General features: G+C 70.2%; 12 protein-coding genes. 10 read left to right on the plus strand and 2 right to left on the minus strand.

What is annotated here, in order from left to right; genetic code table 11:
• Positions 1–55: 55 nt before the first annotated feature.
• The 10 genes from OG736_RS31765 (at position 56) to OG736_RS31810 (ending at position 14,998) form a co-directional block, all read left to right on the plus strand.
• Positions 56–5,518: a HAMP domain-containing protein gene (locus OG736_RS31765; protein WP_327185405.1), complete on the plus strand. Its 5,463-nt coding sequence runs from the start codon at positions 56–58 to the stop codon at positions 5,516–5,518.
• A gap of 261 nt (positions 5,519–5,779) precedes the next feature.
• Positions 5,780–6,469: a response regulator gene (locus OG736_RS31770; protein WP_314224539.1), complete on the plus strand. Its 690-nt coding sequence runs from the start codon at positions 5,780–5,782 to the stop codon at positions 6,467–6,469.
• A 164-nt stretch (positions 6,470–6,633) separates the two neighbouring features.
• Complete coding sequence (locus OG736_RS31775) at positions 6,634–9,357, plus strand: DNA translocase FtsK (RefSeq protein WP_327185406.1); 2,724 nt, start codon at positions 6,634–6,636, stop codon at positions 9,355–9,357.
• A 255-nt stretch (positions 9,358–9,612) separates the two neighbouring features.
• Complete coding sequence (locus tag OG736_RS31780) at positions 9,613–10,452, plus strand: helix-turn-helix domain-containing protein (protein WP_327185407.1); 840 nt, start codon at positions 9,613–9,615, stop codon at positions 10,450–10,452.
• Positions 10,453–10,541: 89 nt separating this feature from the next.
• Positions 10,542–12,011: a 30S ribosomal protein S12 methylthiotransferase RimO gene (gene rimO, locus OG736_RS31785; protein ID WP_327185408.1), complete on the plus strand. Its 1,470-nt coding sequence runs from the start codon at positions 10,542–10,544 to the stop codon at positions 12,009–12,011.
• Complete coding sequence (gene pgsA / locus OG736_RS31790; protein ID WP_327185409.1) at positions 12,008–12,808, plus strand: CDP-diacylglycerol--glycerol-3-phosphate 3-phosphatidyltransferase; 801 nt, start codon at positions 12,008–12,010, stop codon at positions 12,806–12,808. The genes rimO and pgsA overlap by 4 nt, the downstream gene beginning before the upstream one ends.
• On the plus strand, positions 12,805–13,350 hold the full coding sequence (locus OG736_RS31795; RefSeq protein WP_327185410.1) for a CinA family protein: 546 nt from the start codon (positions 12,805–12,807) through the stop codon (positions 13,348–13,350). The genes pgsA and OG736_RS31795 overlap by 4 nt, the downstream gene beginning before the upstream one ends.
• Positions 13,351–13,459: 109 nt before the next feature.
• Positions 13,460–13,840, plus strand: a complete 381-nt coding sequence (locus OG736_RS31800) for a helix-turn-helix domain-containing protein (RefSeq protein ID WP_020125026.1) — start codon at positions 13,460–13,462, stop codon at positions 13,838–13,840.
• Positions 13,841–14,047: 207 nt separating this feature from the next.
• A complete protein-coding gene (locus OG736_RS31805; protein ID WP_327185411.1) occupies positions 14,048–14,518 on the plus strand; it encodes a Dps family protein in 471 nt (156 codons plus the stop codon).
• 171 nt (positions 14,519–14,689) lie between these two features.
• On the plus strand, positions 14,690–14,998 hold the full coding sequence (locus tag OG736_RS31810) for a hypothetical protein (RefSeq protein WP_442817199.1): 309 nt from the start codon (positions 14,690–14,692) through the stop codon (positions 14,996–14,998).
• A 525-nt stretch (positions 14,999–15,523) separates the two neighbouring features.
• Here the strand turns inward: OG736_RS31810 and OG736_RS31815 are convergent.
• Both OG736_RS31815 and OG736_RS31820 read right to left on the minus strand, forming a co-directional pair.
• Complete coding sequence (locus OG736_RS31815; protein ID WP_327185412.1) at positions 15,524–16,288, minus strand: SDR family NAD(P)-dependent oxidoreductase; 765 nt, start codon at positions 16,286–16,288, stop codon at positions 15,524–15,526.
• A gap of 139 nt (positions 16,289–16,427) precedes the next feature.
• The gene (locus OG736_RS31820; protein WP_327185413.1) at positions 16,428–17,270 is read right to left on the minus strand and encodes an Fpg/Nei family DNA glycosylase; all 843 of its coding nucleotides are present in this window, start codon (positions 17,268–17,270) and stop codon (positions 16,428–16,430) included.
• Positions 17,271–17,290 lie beyond the last annotated feature (20 nt).

A 17,290-nucleotide genomic window follows, 5' to 3' on the forward strand; every position in this document is an offset into this window, starting at 1 on the left:
GCGAGCAGTAGCACCCAGGCACAGCGGTAACGGTCGATCCCTGTGGGAGGGACAAGTGGAGTCTGGCGCAGCGACGCGGGGCACTAAGACGCGCGCGAAAGGCGGACAGTCTCTGAGCAGGCCGCGTACACCACGCGGCGGGACGACCGTCGTGGACACGGCGGCCTTGCACCGGCTGCTGGGAGCCCTCGGCTCCATGCGGGACGGCAACTTCCGCAAGCGGCTCACGGTGTCCGGCGACGGCGTGATGTCGGAGATCGCGGCCGTGTTCAACGAGGTCGCGGACCGGAATCTGCATCTCACGGGTGAGCTGTCGCGGGTCCGGCGCATGGTGGGACGTGAGGGAAAGCTCACCGAGCGGCTGGAGACGGGCGCCTGTGAGGGGTCCTGGGCGACGGCCGTCGACAACTCGAACGCGCTGGTCGACGACCTCGTACGGCCTGTCTCCGAGGTCGGGCGGGTGCTGTCGGCGGTCGCCGAGGGTGATCTCTCGCCGCGGATGGAGCTCAGGACGCACACGCCGGAGGGGACCGGGCATCCGCTGCGCGGTGAGTTCCTGAAGGTCGGGCGGACGGTCAACAACCTCGTGGACCAGCTCTCCACGTTCACCGACGAGGTCACGCGTGTGGCCAGTGAGGTGGGGACCGAGGGCAAGCTGGGCGGGCAGGCCCAGGTGCGCGGTATGTCCGGTTCGTGGAAGGACCTCACAGAGTCCGTCAACACGATGGCGTACCGGCTGACGGCGCAGGTGCGGGACATCGCGCTGGTGACGACGGCCGTGGCCAAGGGTGATCTGTCCCGGAAGGTGACGGTTCACGTCGAGGGCGAGATGCTCGAGCTGAAGAACACCGTCAACACGATGGTGGATCAGCTCTCCGCGTTCTCGTCCGAGGTGACGCGGGTGGCCCGTGAGGTGGGCACCGAGGGCATCCTGGGCGGTCAGGCGCAGGTGTCCGGTGTGGACGGGGTGTGGAAAGAGCTCACCGACTCGGTGAACACCATGGCCGGGAACCTGACGGCCCAGGTGCGCGGCATCGCTGAGGTGACCACGGCGGTCGCCAACGGCGATCTGTCGCAGAAGGTGACGGTGTCGGCGCGCGGCGAGGTCGCGCAGCTGGCCGACACGATGAACCAGATGACCGAGACGCTGCGGACCTTCGCGGACGAGGTCACGCGCGTGGCCAACGAGGTGGGGGCCGCGGGGCAGCTGGGCGGCCAGGCGAACGTGCCGGGCGCGGCGGGTACCTGGAAGGACCTGACGGACTCCGTCAACACCGTCTTCAGGAACCTCACCACGCAGGTGCGGGACATCGCGGCCGTGACGACGGCCGTGGCCAGCGGAGATCTGTCGCAGAAGGTCACGGTGGACGTGGCCGGCGAGATGCTGGAGCTGAAGAACACCGTCAACGGGATGGTCGACCAGCTGTCGGCCTTCGGCGCCGAGGTGACGCGCGTGGCGCGGGAGATCGGGGTCGAGGGTGAGCTGGGCGGTCAGGCGCAGGTGTCGGGCGCGGCAGGTACGTGGAAGGACCTGACGGACTCCGTCAACACGGCGTTCCGAAATCTCACCGGACAGGTGAGGAACATCGCGCAGGTCACCACGGCCGTGGCCAACGGTGACCTGTCGCAGAAGGTCACGGTGGACGTCTCCGGCGAGATGGCCCAGCTGAAGAACACCGTGAACACGATGGTGGACCAGCTGTCGTCGTTCGCCGACCAGGTGACCCGGATGGCCCGGGACGTGGGTACCGAGGGCCGGCTGGGCGGGCAGGCCCGGGTGGACGGTGTGTCGGGCACCTGGAAGGAGTTGACGGACTCCGTCAACTCGATGGCCGGGAACCTGACCTCCCAGGTGCGCAACATCGCGCAGGTGACGACGGCCGTGGCCCGTGGTGACCTGTCGCAGAAGATCGACGTGGACGCGCGCGGGGAGATCCTCGAGCTGAAGAACACCATCAACACGATGGTCGACCAGCTCTCGGCCTTCGCCGACCAGGTGACCCGGGTGGCGCGGGACGTGGGTACCGAGGGCCGGCTCGGCGGGCAGGCGCAGGTGCCCGGCGTGGCCGGTGTGTGGCGGGACCTGACGGACTCGGTGAACGGCATGGCCGGCAACCTCACCGCCCAGGTGCGCAACATCGCCCAGGTCGCCACCGCCGTGGCCCGTGGTGACCTGTCGCAGAAGATCACCGTGGACGCGCGCGGGGAGATCCTCGAGCTGAAGAACACGCTGAACACGATGGTCGACCAGCTGTCGTCGTTCGCCCAGGAGGTCACGCGGGTCGCCCGTGAGGTGGGTACGGAGGGGCAGCTCGGCGGACAGGCCGAGGTGCAGGGTGTCTCCGGCACCTGGAAGGACCTCACCCAGTCGGTGAACTTCATGGCGAACAACCTGACGATCCAGGTGCGTCAGATCGCCGAGGTCACGACCGCGGTCGCCAAGGGCGACCTGTCGAAGAAGATCACGGTCGACGCCAAGGGCGAGATCCTGGAGCTCGTCACCACCGTCAACACGATGGTGGACCAGCTGTCGTCGTTCGCCGAGCAGGTGACCCGGGTGGCCCGCGAGGTGGGCACCGAGGGCATCCTGGGGGGCCAGGCGCACGTGCCCGGTGTCACGGGCATCTGGAAGGACCTCAGCGGCAACGTCAACCTGATGGCCAAGAACCTGACCATGCAGGTGCGCAACATCTCCCAGGTCGCGGCGGCCGTCGCCAACGGCGACCTGACGCGGCAGGTGACGATCGAGGCGCGCGGTGAGGTCCAGCAGCTCGCCGACACGTTCAACACCATGGTGAAGACGCTGAGCTCGTTCGCCGAGCAGGTCACCAAGGTGGCCCGTGAGGTGGGCACGGACGGCATCCTGGGCGGGCAGGCGCATGTGCCGGGCGTGGCGGGCACGTGGAAGGACCTCACCGACTCGGTGAACGGCATGGCGTCCAACCTGACCGGTCAGGTGCGCAACATCGCCATGGTCACGACGGCCATCGCCAAGGGTGACCTGACGAAGAAGATCGACATCGACGCGCGCGGGGAGATCCTCGAGCTGAAGACGACCATCAACACGATGGTCGACCAGCTGTCGTCGTTCGCCGAGGAGGTCACCCGGGTCGCCCGCGAGGTGGGCACCGAGGGGCAGCTGGGCGGTCAGGCACGCGTGCGTGACGTCGACGGCACCTGGCGCGACCTGACCGAGTCCGTGAACGAGATGGCCGGGAACCTGACCCGGCAGGTGCGTGCCATCGCGCGCGTGGCGACCGCGGTGACCCGCGGTGATCTGAACCTGAAGATCGACGTGGACGCGTCCGGGGAGATCCAGGAACTCCAGGACTACATCAACAAGATGATCGCCAACCTGCGCGACACCACGATCGCCAACAAGGAGCAGGACTGGCTCAAGGGCAACCTCGCCCGCGTGTCCGCCCTGATGCAGGGCCGACGAGACCTTCAGGACGTGGCCTCGCTGATCATGAGCGAGCTGCCGCCCCTGGTGGCCGCGCAGCACGGCGCGTTCTTCCTGGCGATGCCGCCGGCCGAAGGCGGCACGGACCTGTACGAGCTGCGGATGCTGGGCTCGTACGGCTACTCGATGGGCTCCATGCCGACGTCGTTCCGGCCCGGTGAGGCGCTGGTCGGGACGGCGGCGGAGGAGAAGCGGACGATTCTCGTCGCGAACGCCCCGACCGGCTATCTGAAGATCTCCTCGGGGCTCGGCGAGGCGCCGCCCGCGCAGGTGATCGTGTTGCCGGTGCTGTTCGAGGGCCAGGTGCTCGGGGTGATCGAGCTGGCGTCGTTCACGCCGTTCACGCAGATCCAGAAGGACTTCCTGAACCAGCTGGCCGAGATGATCGCGACCAGCGTCAACACGATCTCCGTCAACACCAAGACGGAGCAGCTGCTGAAGCAGTCGCAGGAGCTGACCGAGCAACTGCGGGAGCGGTCGGCCGAGTTGGAGCAGCGGCAGAAGGCCCTTCAGGCGTCCAACGCCGAACTGGAGGAGAAGGCCGAGCTGCTGGCCCAGCAGAACCGCGACATCGAGGTGAAGAACACCGAGATCGAGGAGGCGCGGCAGGTCCTGGAGGAGCGTGCCGAGCAGCTCGCGGTGTCGATGCGGTACAAGAGCGAGTTCCTCGCCAACATGTCGCACGAGCTGCGCACACCGCTCAACTCGCTGCTGATCCTGGCCAAGCTGCTCGCCGACAACGCGGACACCAACCTGACGCCGAAGCAGGTCGAGTTCGCGGAGACGATCCACGGCGCGGGGTCCGACCTGCTCCAGCTGATCAACGACATCCTCGACCTGTCGAAGGTCGAGGCGGGCAAGATGGACGTCTCGCCGACGCGTATCGCGCTGGTCCAGCTGGTCGACTACGTGGAGGCCACCTTCCGTCCGCTGACCGCGGAGAAGGGCCTCGACCTGTCCGTGCGGGTGTCGCCGGAGCTGCCGGCCACGCTGCACACCGACGAGCAGCGGCTGCTCCAGGTGCTGCGCAACCTGCTGTCCAACGCGGTGAAGTTCACCGACTCCGGGTCGGTCGAGCTGGTCATCCGGCCGGCCGGGGCCGAGGTGCCGGTGGCGATCCGGGAGCAGTTGCTCGAGGCCGGTTCGCTGACCGACGCGGACGCGCCGCTGATCGCGTTCTCGGTGACCGACACCGGCATCGGGATCGCCGCGAGCAAGATGCGGGTGATCTTCGAGGCGTTCAAGCAGGCCGACGGCACGACCAGCCGTAAGTACGGCGGCACCGGCCTCGGGTTGTCGATCTCGCGGGAGATCGCGCAGTTGCTGGGCGGTGAGATCCACGCGCAGAGCGAGACGGGCCGTGGCTCGACGTTCACGCTCTACCTGCCGCTGCACCCCAGCGAGCTGCCTCCGCAGGGCTACCAGCAGGTCGTGCCCGCTCTGGAGGCCGGTGACCTGGTGGCCTCGGAGAACGGGGCGCGCGAGCTGTCGGAGCTGTCCGACGCGGAGATCGAGATGCCGGCCGAGGTGCGGTCGTACCAGGACGCGCAGAACGGTCCGGCGGCTCTCTTCCGGCGCCGGCGCCGGCTGGTGAGCGGCGGCGAGCAGGTGGGACGGCCGGAGCAGTGGCCGGCCCGCGCGCAGGAGACGGCGCCCCACGCGCGCGTGGGGATCCGGTTCGGCGGTGAGAAGGTGCTGATCGTCGACGACGACATCCGCAACGTGTTCGCGCTGACCAGTGTCCTGGAGCAGCACGGCCTGTCGGTGCTGTACGCGGAGAACGGCCGTGAGGGCATCGAGGTCCTCGAGCAGCACGACGACGTGGCGGTCGTCCTGATGGACATCATGATGCCCGAGATGGACGGCTACGCGACGACCACGGCCATCCGCAGGATGCCGCAGTTCTCCGGGCTGCCGATCATCGCGCTGACCGCGAAGGCGATGAAGGGCGACCGGGAGAAGGCGATCGAGTCGGGTGCCTCCGACTACGTGACGAAGCCGGTCGACCCCGACCACCTGCTGTCGGTGATGCGGCAGTGGATGCGGGACGAGTGAGGGGGCCTGCGGAGTGACGGGAACCTTCGGGAGGCGCCCGGAGTTGCTGACTCAGGGTGTCCGCTGTCGTGTAGCGGGGCGGAATTCGGGGAACCTTCTGGTCTCCTGCTGCGTTCCTGCTACGTGCACAGTGACATCACGGTGACAGGGTGTGGCGACGGTCGGGGTGCGGCTACCATGACCGGCACAAGGAAGGGCGGCGCAAAGGAGTCGTCCCCAGGGGCGGCGCCCGGTGCACTGCCGGGGCGAGGAGGGCGGGCCATGGTGCAGAAGGCCAAGATCCTCCTGGTCGATGACCGGCCGGAGAATCTGCTGGCGCTGGAGGCGATCCTCTCTGCGCTCGATCAGACGCTGGTGCGGGCATCGTCCGGGGAAGAGGCGCTGAAAGCACTGCTGACGGACGACTTCGCGGTCATTCTGCTGGATGTTCAGATGCCGGGAATGGACGGCTTCGAGACGGCCGCGCACATCAAGCGGCGGGAGCGGACCAGGGACATCCCGATCATCTTCCTCACCGCGATCAACCACGGGCCGCACCACACCTTCCGCGGGTACGCGGCCGGTGCGGTGGACTACATCTCCAAGCCGTTCGACCCGTGGGTGCTGCGCGCGAAGGTCTCGGTGTTCGTCGAGCTGTACATGAAGAACTGCCAGCTGCGCGAACAGGCGGCGCTGCTGCGGTTGCAGTTGGAGGGCGGTGGCGGCAAGGCCGCCGCGGGCGGTGGCGTCAAGGAGTCCGCGGGGCTGCTCGCCGAGCTCTCCGCGCGGCTCGCGGCCGTCGAGGAGCAGGCCGAGGCCCTGTCCAAGCAGTTGGACGACGAGTCCGCGGACGCGGCGGCGGTGGCCACGGCGGCGCACCTGGAGCGCAAACTCACCGGTCTGCGCCGGGCGCTGGACGCCCTGGAGCCGGGCACCGGCAGCGGCACGGCCGCGTTGCCGTCACCGAACTGAACGGAACTGACGCGTGCGACGCATCGAGTTGTGCATGAGGGCGCGTCAGTTCCACCTCCACCGAAGGCGGACGTGTCAGTTCCGCGCCTTCGGGAGGGCGACACGAACGGGTGAAGCAGTGGGCACACGTGTCCGCAGTGGTCTCCACCGGTAACCTCACACCCATGGCCTCACGTCCGTCCGCAGCCAAGAAGCAGCCCGCCAAGAAGGCGGCCGCTCCCGCGAAGGCTCCGGCGAAGAGGGCCGCCGCCAAAAAGGCCCCGGTGAAGAAGGCGCCCGCCAGGAAAGCCGCGGCCAAGAAACCCGTGCCCGCGCCGGCGCCCAGTCCCACCGGGGGCGTCTACCGGCTGGTGCGCGCCATCTGGCTCGGACTGGCGCACGCCGTCGGCGCCGTGTTCCGCGGCATAGGGAACGGCGCGAAGAACCTCGACCCGGCGCACCGCAAGGACGGCGTCGCGCTGCTGCTGTTCGGCCTCGCGCTGATCGTCGCCGCGGGGACCTGGGCCGACCTGCGCGGCCCTGTCGGCGACCTCGTCGAGATCCTGGTGACCGGCTCCTTCGGGCGGCTCGACCTGCTGGTGCCGATCCTGCTGGCGGTCATCGCCGTGCGCTTCGTCCGGCACCCCGAGAAGCCCGAGGCCAACGGCCGTATCGTGATCGGCCTCTCCGCGCTCGTCATCGGCGTGCTCGGCCAGGTCCACATCGCCTGCGGCGCGCCCGCCCGCAGCCACGGCATGCAGGCGATAAGGGACGCGGGCGGACTCATCGGCTGGGGTGCGGCGACCCCGCTGACGTACACCATGGGCGAGGTCCTCGCCGTACCGCTGCTGGTGCTGCTCACCGTCTTCGGGCTGCTGGTCGTCACGGCGACCCCGGTCAACGCCATCCCGCAGCGGCTTCGGCAGCTCGGGGTGCGGCTGGGGGTGCTGCACGACCCGGCGGCGGACGAGTACGACGACCTCGACGACGACGAGCGCTACGACGAGCAGTGGCGCGAGGCGCTGCCCGGGCGCCCTCGGCGACGCTCGGGCGCCGCCGAGGCGTACGACTCCGAGGACGCCGAGCAGGAGGCGCTCTCCCGGCGGCGCGGCCGCCCCAGGCGCTCCGCGGTGCCGCAGCCTGCCATGGACCGGCGGCTGGACGCGGTGGACATCGCCGCGGCCGCCGCGGCCGACCTCGACGGCGCAGTCCTGCACGGCATGCCGCCCTCGCGGATCGTCGCCGACCTCACCCAGGGGGTGAGTGTCGGCGACGGGGAGCCGACCACGCCGACGCCCGTTCCGGCCCCGGCCTCCCGGCCCAAGCAGCAGAAGCTCAAGACGGGTGGGGGAGCGGTCCCCGACCTGACCAAGTCGGCCCCCCAGGAGGCGCGCGAGCTCCCGCCGCGCGCGGAGCAGCTCCAGCTGTCCGGCGACATCACCTACTCGCTGCCCTCGCTCGACCTCCTGGAGCGCGGCGGGCCCGGCAAGGCGCGCAGCGCGGCCAACGACGCCGTCGTCGCCTCGCTGACGAACGTCTTCACCGAGTTCAAGGTCGACGCGGCCGTCACGGGCTTCACGCGCGGGCCGACGGTCACCCGCTACGAGATCGAGCTCGGCCCGGCCGTGAAGGTCGAGCGGATCACCGCGCTGGCGAAGAACATCGCGTACGCCGTCGCCAGCCCCGACGTGCGGATCATCAGCCCGATCCCCGGCAAGTCCGCGGTCGGCATCGAGATCCCGAACACCGACCGGGAGATGGTCAACCTCGGCGACGTGCTGCGGCTCGCGGACGCGGCCGAGGACGACCACCCGATGCTGGTGGCGCTCGGCAAGGACGTCGAGGGCGGCTACGTGATGGCCAACATGGCGAAGATGCCGCACGTCCTGGTGGCCGGAGCCACCGGTTCCGGCAAGTCGTCCTGCATCAACTGCCTGATCACGTCGATCATGGTCCGCGCGACCCCGGAGGACGTGCGGCTGGTCCTGATCGACCCCAAGCGCGTCGAACTGACCGCCTACGAGGGCATCCCCCACCTGATCACGCCGATCATCACCAACCCGAAGCGGGCCGCCGAGGCGCTGCAGTGGGTCGTACGCGAGATGGACCTGCGCTACGACGACCTGGCGGCGTACGGCTTCCGGCACATCGACGACTTCAACGCGGCCATAAGGAACGGCAAGGTCAAGCCGCCCGAGGGCAGCGAGCGCGAGCTTCAGCCCTACCCCTACCTGCTGGTGATCGTCGACGAGCTCGCCGACCTGATGATGGTCGCGCCGCGTGACGTCGAGGACTCGATCGTGCGCATCACGCAGCTCGCGCGCGCGGCCGGCATCCACCTGGTGCTCGCCACCCAGCGCCCGTCCGTCGACGTCGTCACCGGCCTGATCAAGGCGAACGTGCCCTCGCGGCTCGCCTTCGCCACCTCCTCGCTCGCCGACTCGCGCGTCATCCTCGACCAGCCCGGCGCCGAGAAACTGATCGGCAAGGGCGACGGACTGTTCCTGCCGATGGGCGCGAACAAGCCGACCCGTATGCAGGGCGCCTTCGTGACCGAGGCCGAGGTCGCGGCCGTCGTACAGCACTGCAAGGACCAGATGGCGCCGGTCTTCCGGGACGACGTCACGGTGGGCACCAAGCAGAAGAAGGAGATCGACGAGGACATCGGCGACGACCTCGACCTGCTGTGCCAGGCGGCCGAGCTGGTCGTCTCCACCCAGTTCGGATCGACGTCCATGCTCCAGCGCAAGCTGCGCGTCGGCTTCGCCAAGGCCGGCCGGCTGATGGACCTCATGGAGTCGCGGAACATCGTCGGGCCCAGCGAGGGTTCCAAGGCGCGTGACGTTCTCGTGAAGCCGGACGAGTTGGACGGCGTGCTCGCCGTGATCCGGGGGGATTCTGGGGGGTAGACGTCCGTCAGGGAAGGGGTGGCCGGCCGTGACTCACCCGTTAGAGAGCAGTGGGCAACCGTTTCCCTTTGGCATACGTCCAGTTGAGCGAGAGGACAGGTGCGGCTCCCCGCCGGGGCCGTAACCGGCCCGTCATCGGTGTGACCGGCCATACCGATGGCGTACAAAGTCGTACCGCCCGGTTGCCCCTCCCTTTGGCACCCCCCCTAGACTGAACCTCCAGCACAGGTGGCTACACGCTCGAAAGGCGCCCCCGTGTCCATCGGCAACTCCCCTGAAGACGAGCGTCCGTTCGAAGACCCGTCCGAGGAAGCCCCCTTCTCCATCGGCCGCGCCCTGAAGCAGGCCCGCATCACGGCGGGGCTGACCGTCGATGACGTCAGTTCCGCCACCCGGGTCCGCATCGCCATCGTCCGCGCCATCGAGTCCGACGACTTCGCCGTCTGTGGCGGGGACGTCTATGCCCGCGGGCACATCCGGACCCTGGCCAGGGTCGTCCACCTCGACCCCGCCCCGCTGATCGAGCGGTACGACGACACCCACGGCGGCCGTCCGGCACCGACCCCGGCCGCGCCTCTCTTCGAGGCGGAACGAATCCGCCCCGAGCGGCGCGGGCCGAACTGGACCGCGGCCATGGTCGCCGCGATCGTCGCCGTGGTCGGCTTCGTCGGCTTCACCGCCTTCACGGGCGGCGACGACGACGGGTCGAAGGAACAGGTCGCCGAGGGCACCACCCCCGTGACCGGCAAGACCGCCTCACCCACGACGAAGACCGACAAGCCCGTCGGCGAGAAGCCGGAACCCTCCGACAGCGCCATCGCCGCGGCCCCGCAGGACAAGGTGACCGTCCAGGTCAGCGCCGCGGACGGCCGCAGCTGGGTCGCCGCCAAGGACCACAACGGCCGGCTGCTCTTCGACGGCCTGCTCAAGCAGGGCCAGTCCAAGACCTTCCAGGACAGCGAGAAGATCAACCTCGTCCTCGGTGACGCAGGCGCGATCGATCTCTACGTCAACGGCAAGAAGCTCGACGACGACTTCCGGCCCGGCGCCGTGGAGCGGCTGACGTACACGAAGGGCGACCCCAAGGTCGGATAGGCCAGGCGTGCCTTCGGGTGTACGGGGTTGGCGAAGATCGCCAACCCCGTCGACGTTCGGTGTCGGTGGGACAAAGTAGTCTTGAGCCCATGCCTGAACGCCGTACCGTCGCACTCGTCACCCTTGGCTGCGCCCGTAACGAGGTGGACTCGGAGGAGCTCGCAGGCCGTTTGGAGGCGGACGGCTGGCAGCTCGTGGAGGACGCCGAGGACGCGGACGTGGCCGTCGTCAACACCTGCGGCTTCGTCGACGCCGCCAAGAAGGACTCCGTCGACGCCCTGCTGGAGGCCAATGACCTCAAGGGGCATGGCAGAACCCAGGCCGTCGTGGCGGTGGGCTGCATGGCCGAGCGGTACGGCAAGGAACTCGCCGACGCCCTGCCCGAGGCCGACGGTGTGCTCGGCTTCGACGACTACTCCGACATCTCCGACCGCCTCCAGACCATCCTGAACGGCGGCATCCACGCCTCCCACACCCCGCGCGACCGGCGCAAGCTGCTGCCGATCAGCCCGGCGGAGCGGCAGGAGTCGGCCGCCTCGGTGGCCCTGCCCGGCCACGGGCCGAACGATCTTCCCGAGGGTGTCGCCCCGGCCTCCGGCCCCCGCGCGCCCCTGCGCCGCAGGCTCGACGGCGCCCCGGTCGCCTCGGTCAAGCTCGCCTCCGGCTGCGACCGGCGCTGCTCCTTCTGCGCCATCCCGTCCTTCCGCGGCTCCTTCATCTCGCGGCGGCCGAGCGACGTGCTGAACGAGACGCGGTGGCTGGCCGAGCAGGGGGTCAAGGAGATCATGCTGGTCTCCGAGAACAACACCTCCTACGGCAAGGACCTCGGCGACATCCGGCTGCTGGAGTCGCTGCTGCCCGAGCTGGCGGAGGTCGACGGCCTCGAGCGGGTTCGGGTCAGCTACCTCCAGCCGGCCGAGATGCGGCCCGGTCTGATCGACGTGCTGACCTCGACGCCGAAGATCGCGCCCTACTTCGACCTGTCCTTCCAGCACTCGGCGCCCGGCGTGCTGCGCGCGATGCGCCGCTTCGGCGACACCGACCGCTTCCTGGAACTGCTCGACACCATCCGGAGCAAGGCGCCCCAGGCGGGTGTGCGCTCCAACTTCATCGTGGGCTTCCCCGGTGAGTCCGAGGCCGACCTGGCCGAGCTGGAGCGCTTCCTGAACGGCGCCCGCCTCGACGCGATCGGTGTCTTCGGCTACTCCGACGAGGACGGCACCGAGGCCGCGACGTACGACGACAAGCTCGACGTGGACGTCGTGGCCGAGCGGCTCGCCCGGGTCTCCCGGCTCGCCGAGGAACTCGTCTCGCAGCGGGCCGAGGAGCGGGTCGGCGAGACCGTGCACGTACTGGTCGAGTCGGTGGACGAGGAGGGCGTGCACGGCCGTGGGGAGCACCAGGCTCCGGAGACGGACGGACAGGTGCTGCTCACATCGGGCGGAAACCTGAGCGTCGGTCGTATGGTCGAGGCGAAGGTGGTCGGTACGGAAGGTGTCGACCTGGTGGCCGAGCCCCTGCCGGGCTCGTTCGGGTGTAGCGAGGAGGCGGGCAGATGACGGGTGTTCCGGCATCGGCTGCGGGCGGCTCCTCGCAGGCTTCACCGGCTTCGCAGACCTCACCGGGTCCCCAGGCTTCGCAGGCCGCACAGGTGGCGGGTGCCGTGGTGGTTCCCTCCGAAGTGACTGCCGATGCGGCCGCGATCGCCGATCCGGAGGATGCCGGCAGGCCGCCGAGGGGCGCGAAGCTGGCGGCCGCCGCCGTCAACCAGGCGAGCGTCTGGAACATCGCCAATCTGCTGACGATGCTTCGGCTGATCCTGGTGCCCGGTTTCGTCGCGCTGATGCTGGCCGACGGCGGCTACGACCCGGCATGGCGTGCGTTCGCCTGGGCGGCCTTCGCGATCGCCATGATCACCGACCTGTTCGACGGGCACATCGCGCGGACGTACAACCTCGTCACCGACTTCGGGAAGATCGCCGACCCCATCGCCGACAAGGCGATCATGGGAGCGGCGCTGATCTGCCTCTCCTCGCTCGGCGACCTGCCGTGGTGGGTGACGATCGTGATCCTCGGCCGGGAACTCGGGATCACGCTCCTGCGTTTCCTGGTCATCCGGTACGGGGTCATCCCGGCGAGCCGGGGCGGCAAGCTGAAGACGCTCACGCAGGGCGTGGCGGTCGGGATGTACGTCCTGGCGCTGACGGGCTGGCTGGCCACCCTGCGGTGGTGGGTGATGGCCGCGGCGGTCGTCCTGACCGTGGTGACCGGGCTCGACTACGTAAGGCAGGCCGTTGTGCTGCGCAGGCAGGGAATCGCCGAGCGCAAGGCCGCGTCGGAGGAGACGCAAGCGTGAATTCTCCGGCCACCGACGTGGTGCGACTACTCACGGTGAACGAAGCGACCCTCGCCGTGGCCGAGTCGCTGACCGGTGGCCTGGTCGCGGCGGAGATCACCTCGGTCCCCGGCGCGTCCAGGGTCTTCCGTGGTTCCGTCACCGCCTACGCCACCGACCTCAAGCACGCACTGCTCGCGGTCGACGCGGACCTGCTGGCCGCGCGCGGGGCCGTGGACGCGCAGGTCGCGGCCCAGATGGCCGCCGGAGTGCGGAAGGCGCTGGGAGCCGACTGGGGCATCGCGACCACGGGTGTCGCCGGCCCCGACCCACAGGACGGACAGCCGGTCGGGACGGTTTTCGTGGCGGTGGACGGCCCGTTCCGGGCGGATTCCGGTTCCGCCGGCGGCGGAAAAGTGGAGGCCCTGCGGTTGAACGGCGACCGGGCGGAAATTCGTAGAGAGAGTGTACGGAGCGTACTCGCACTGCTCCTGACAGAGCTTGCGGGCGAGCACACCGGGAATGAGCGGGCACAGGATACGGAACAGAACGGGGGGTTTTGATGTTTGCAGCCCTGAGTGAACACGACATCGCTCCCCGCACGGCCGCAGCGCAAGGCGGTACGGTGGGGCGTGAAGGATGCGGCTACGCGGTCCGAGGAGGGAGCCACCGATGATTCTGCTCCGTCGCCTGCTGGGTGACGTGCTGCGTCGGCAGCGCCAGCGCCAGGGCCGTACTCTGCGCGAAGTCTCCTCGTCCGCCCGAGTCTCACTCGGCTATCTCTCCGAGGTGGAGCGGGGGCAGAAGGAGGCTTCCTCCGAGCTGCTCTCCGCCATCTGCGACGCGCTGGACGTACGGATGTCCGAGCTCATGCGGGAAGTGAGCGACGAGCTCGCTCTCGCCGAGCTGGCTCAGTCTGCTGCCGCCACCCCCCGCGAGCCTGTACCGGCGTCGGTTCGTCCGATGCTGGGTTCCGTGTCGGTGACCGGTGTGCCACCGGAGCGGGTGACCATCAAGGCCCCCGCCGAGGCGGTGGACGTGGTCGCCGCGTGACATTCACGCGCACGGGCGTGTGACGCGTGGGTGTGTGACGCGACACAGGCACGTAGGAAAGCATGTGTGAGGCCCCGGCCGGGGCTTCTCCGGGGAGACCCGGAGAAGGTGCGGTCGGGGTTCTTCGCGTCTGTCGTCCGTTTGCCGGTGCGGGGTGCCGAGGTCATCGTGGAGGGGCATCTCGGGGGCCAAACACCGGAGGTACCGATGAACGTCGTCAAGAGTCCCCTGTCCGACGCCGATCTGAAGACCGTCGCGGAGGCGTTGCAGGGCGCGCTCGTGGACCTGGTCGACCTGTCGCTCGTCGCCAAGCAGGTCCACTGGAACGTCGTCGGGCCCCGTTTCCGGTCCGTCCACCTCCAACTCGACGAGGTCGTGGACGTTGCCCGCGCCCACTCCGACACCGTGGCGGAGCGTGCGTCGGCCCTTGGCGTCTCACCGGACGGACGTGCGGCGACGGTGGCGGCCGGCAGCGGGATCAGTGCGGTGGCGGCGGGCTGGATCAAGGACGCCGACGCGGTGAGCACGCTCGTCGCCGCTCTGGGCGCGGTGATCACCCGGATGCGGGATCGGGTGGCGGCCACGGGTGACGCGGATCCGGTGAGCCAGGACATCTTCATCGGGATCACCGCCGATCTCGAGAAGCACCACTGGATGTTCCAGGCGGAGAGCGTGTGAGGCGGCAGGGGCGCGGGCGGCGACCTGGCTCGCCTGATGCGCCGATGTGCCGCCCGTGCGCCCTGCCGGGGGTCGGGACGGACCTCTAGCGTCGGCCTCTGCGGAGGCACCGGGGGGTTACTGGGTGTCGTGGTGAGGCTCGGGCTGGAGGTGACGGCCGTGGTGGGGCGAATAGCGGAGCGCGGCGCCGTGCTGGGGCTCGGCCTCGGGTTGGGCACGGTGTGGTGGTGGGCCGTGCTGAGGCTCGCCTTGGCGCCGGACGCCGGCGTGCTGGAGGGGGCGGTCGCCGCCGGAGGGTGGGGGCTGAGCCTGCTGCCCGTGCACTGCGTGGCCAAGGCCCGCGCGGTGGGGGCGGTCGGGGAGGGGCGATGGAGGGCTGCTTGGCGGGGGGTCGCGGGCGGCGGGGAAGCCGGGGGTGGCGGGAGAGTCGGGGGTGGCGCGGGGGGCGGGGGCGGCGCGGCGGGGGAGGCACGGGGGTAGATGCCTCGGGGTGGGGGTGGGATGCCTTCGGGCGGGTGGCTGGGCTGTTTGGGCTGTGCTGCCCTCGCGCGCTTGGCGCGGGGCTGTGGGAGGGGCTGAGGTGATGCTCGGCCCGGTGACTTTTCGCCTACGGCTGGAACGAGGCCGTGGGGCCGGGCGGGCTGATGGCGTCACCGACGGCGGGGAGCGTCGGCTGAGGGCTGAGGGCTGAGGGCTGAGCGCTGAGGAGAGGGCTGGGTGCCGGGGAGCTCGTTGTGGGAGGGACTGCAGAGGAGGCCGATGTTGCCCTCCGGAGGGTGCTGGCCGTGCGGGCGGCGATTCGGATCAGGGTGGGGCCCCTTGGTGGCGCGGTGCGGCCGGGATGCGGCTGCGAGGCCGGGGGTGGGCCGAGGCGGGGCGGAGTGCGGGCGTGGTGGGCCTGGGAGGCAGGTTCGGGGCGCGAGTGGGCGCGGGCGCGGTGGGGGTCGGCAGGGGGGTGGGAGCGGAGCCTGCCGGGGTGGTTCGTCGAGGGGCCGTGGTGTGGTGTTACCAGGGCATTGCTACGCCGCCGTTCGGGCGGAGGATCTGGCCCGTGGTGAATGCCGACGCGTCCGAGGCCAGGTGGAGAACGGCGTGGGCGATGTCCTCCGGTTCGCCGACCCGGCCCAGGGGCGACATGCGGGCCATGAGCGCCTCGGTGTGCGCCTGTGCGCCGGGGTCGTGGCGGTCGGTCATGGGGGTGCGGATCCAGCCCGGGGCGACGGCGTTGACGCGGATGCCGTGCCGGCCGACCTCCGTCGCCAGGGTCTTCGTCAGCTGGACCACGGCCGCCTTGGCGACGCCGTAGCAGAGCAGACCGGGGCCGCCGGTGTCCACCGCGCCCGAGGCCATGGTGACGATGCTGCCGCCGGTGTCGCGCGCCAGCATCAGGCGGGCCGCCTCCTGGCAGGCGTACAGCACGCCCTTGAAGTTGACGGCCAGGACCCGGTCGAGGTCCTCGTCCCGGGTGTCCAGGACCGGACTGCTGTGCATGATCCCGGCGACGGCGGCCATGACGTCGAGTCGCTCGCAGGACTCGACGGCCTGCCGGACCTGGACGCGGTCGGTGACGTCGAGATGGTGGATGCGGGCCGTGCCGCCCCGGTCCTTGATCAGCGTCGCCGTTTCGTGCAGGCCCTGTTCGTCGCGGTCCGCGCCGTGCACGGTGGCGCCCGCCTCGGCGAGAAGTACGGCGCAGGCGCGGCCGATTCCGCTCGCGGCGCCGGTGACGAATGCGGTGCGTCCGGTGAGGTCGTACGCCTTGACGGCCATGAAGGGACGGTACGAGGATTTCTGACGGTCCGTCAATTGTGGCGGGCTTGCTCGCTCGAGTGCTTGGCTCCGGCCCGTCCGGCCCGTCCGGCCCGTCCGGCTGGTCGACGAGGATCCGGGGCGCGGTCGTCGAGGGTCGTCACCGGTTGGTGCGTGGGCGGAGGCGGCGCGTCGGCGGGAAGCCGGGTGCCGGGGCGGGACCGGTCTGGCAGGCGGGGCACCAGTAGGTCGGGCGCTCGCGGGAGCCGTCGCCCTGGTCGGCGACCCGGACCTGTGTTCCACAGCGCAGGCAGGGGCGGGGTGCGCGGCCGTAGACGAAGAGGTTCTGGCCGCGGCGGCCCGTCGTGTTGCGGACCGGTTGGTCGCGGTTGGCCTCCAGGAGCTTCTTCGCGAGGGCGGGCAGCTTCGCGGCGCGGTCGGCGGGGAGCGCGCCGACGGGGAGCCATGGGGTGACGCCGAGGAGGAAGCTGAGCTCGCTCTTGTACACGTTGCCGATGCCGGCGAGGTTGCGCTGGTCGAGGAGGGCCTCGCCGAGGGAGCGGGCGGGGTCCGCGAGGAGGTTGGTGAGGGCCTGCTCGGGGTTCCAGTCGGGGCCCAGCAGGTCGGGGCCGAGGTGCCCGACGGCTCGTGGCTCGTCGGCGGTGCGCAACAGGTCCAGGACGGGGAGGCGGTAACCGACGGCGGTGCGGTCGTGGGTGCCGAGGATCGCCCGGATCTGGTGCGCCGGGCCGCCGGTCCAGCGCTGGCCGTTCGTGAAGACCTTCCACGAGCCGTCCATCCGCAGGTGCGAGTGGAGCGTCAGGTCGCCTTCGATGCGGGTGAGGAGGTGCTTGCCGCGCGGAGTGACGTCCAGGACGGTGCGGCCGGTGAGGTCGGCGGTGGCGTACTTGGGCACCCGGAGATCCGAGCGGGTCAGCACCTTGCCCGCGAGGGCGTCGTGCAGGCGCCTCGCGGCCTGCCAGACCGTGTCACCTTCGGGCATGGGTCAAGGGTGACATGCGA

Origin of the sequence: Streptomyces sp. NBC_01334 (assembly GCF_035983595.1) — a bacterium.
GTDB classification, from domain to species: domain Bacteria; phylum Actinomycetota; class Actinomycetes; order Streptomycetales; family Streptomycetaceae; genus Streptomyces; species Streptomyces coriariae.

Excerpts from the sequence above, each read along its gene's own strand:
- OG736_RS31770 (WP_314224539.1), top strand. The coding sequence starts at position 5,780 with ATGGTGCAGAAGGCCAAGATCCTCCTGGTCGATGACCGGCCGGAGAAT.
- OG736_RS31775 (WP_327185406.1), top strand. The coding sequence starts at position 6,634 with ATGGCCTCACGTCCGTCCGCAGCCAAGAAGCAGCCCGCCAAGAAGGCG.
- rimO (WP_327185408.1), top strand. The coding sequence starts at position 10,542 with ATGCCTGAACGCCGTACCGTCGCACTCGTCACCCTTGGCTGCGCCCGT.
- pgsA (WP_327185409.1), top strand. The coding sequence starts at position 12,008 with ATGACGGGTGTTCCGGCATCGGCTGCGGGCGGCTCCTCGCAGGCTTCA.
- OG736_RS31800 (WP_020125026.1), top strand. The coding sequence starts at position 13,460 with ATGATTCTGCTCCGTCGCCTGCTGGGTGACGTGCTGCGTCGGCAGCGC.
- OG736_RS31805 (WP_327185411.1), top strand. The coding sequence starts at position 14,048 with ATGAACGTCGTCAAGAGTCCCCTGTCCGACGCCGATCTGAAGACCGTC.
- OG736_RS31815 (WP_327185412.1), bottom strand. The coding sequence starts at position 16,288 with ATGGCCGTCAAGGCGTACGACCTCACCGGACGCACCGCATTCGTCACC.
- OG736_RS31820 (WP_327185413.1), bottom strand. The coding sequence starts at position 17,270 with ATGCCCGAAGGTGACACGGTCTGGCAGGCCGCGAGGCGCCTGCACGAC.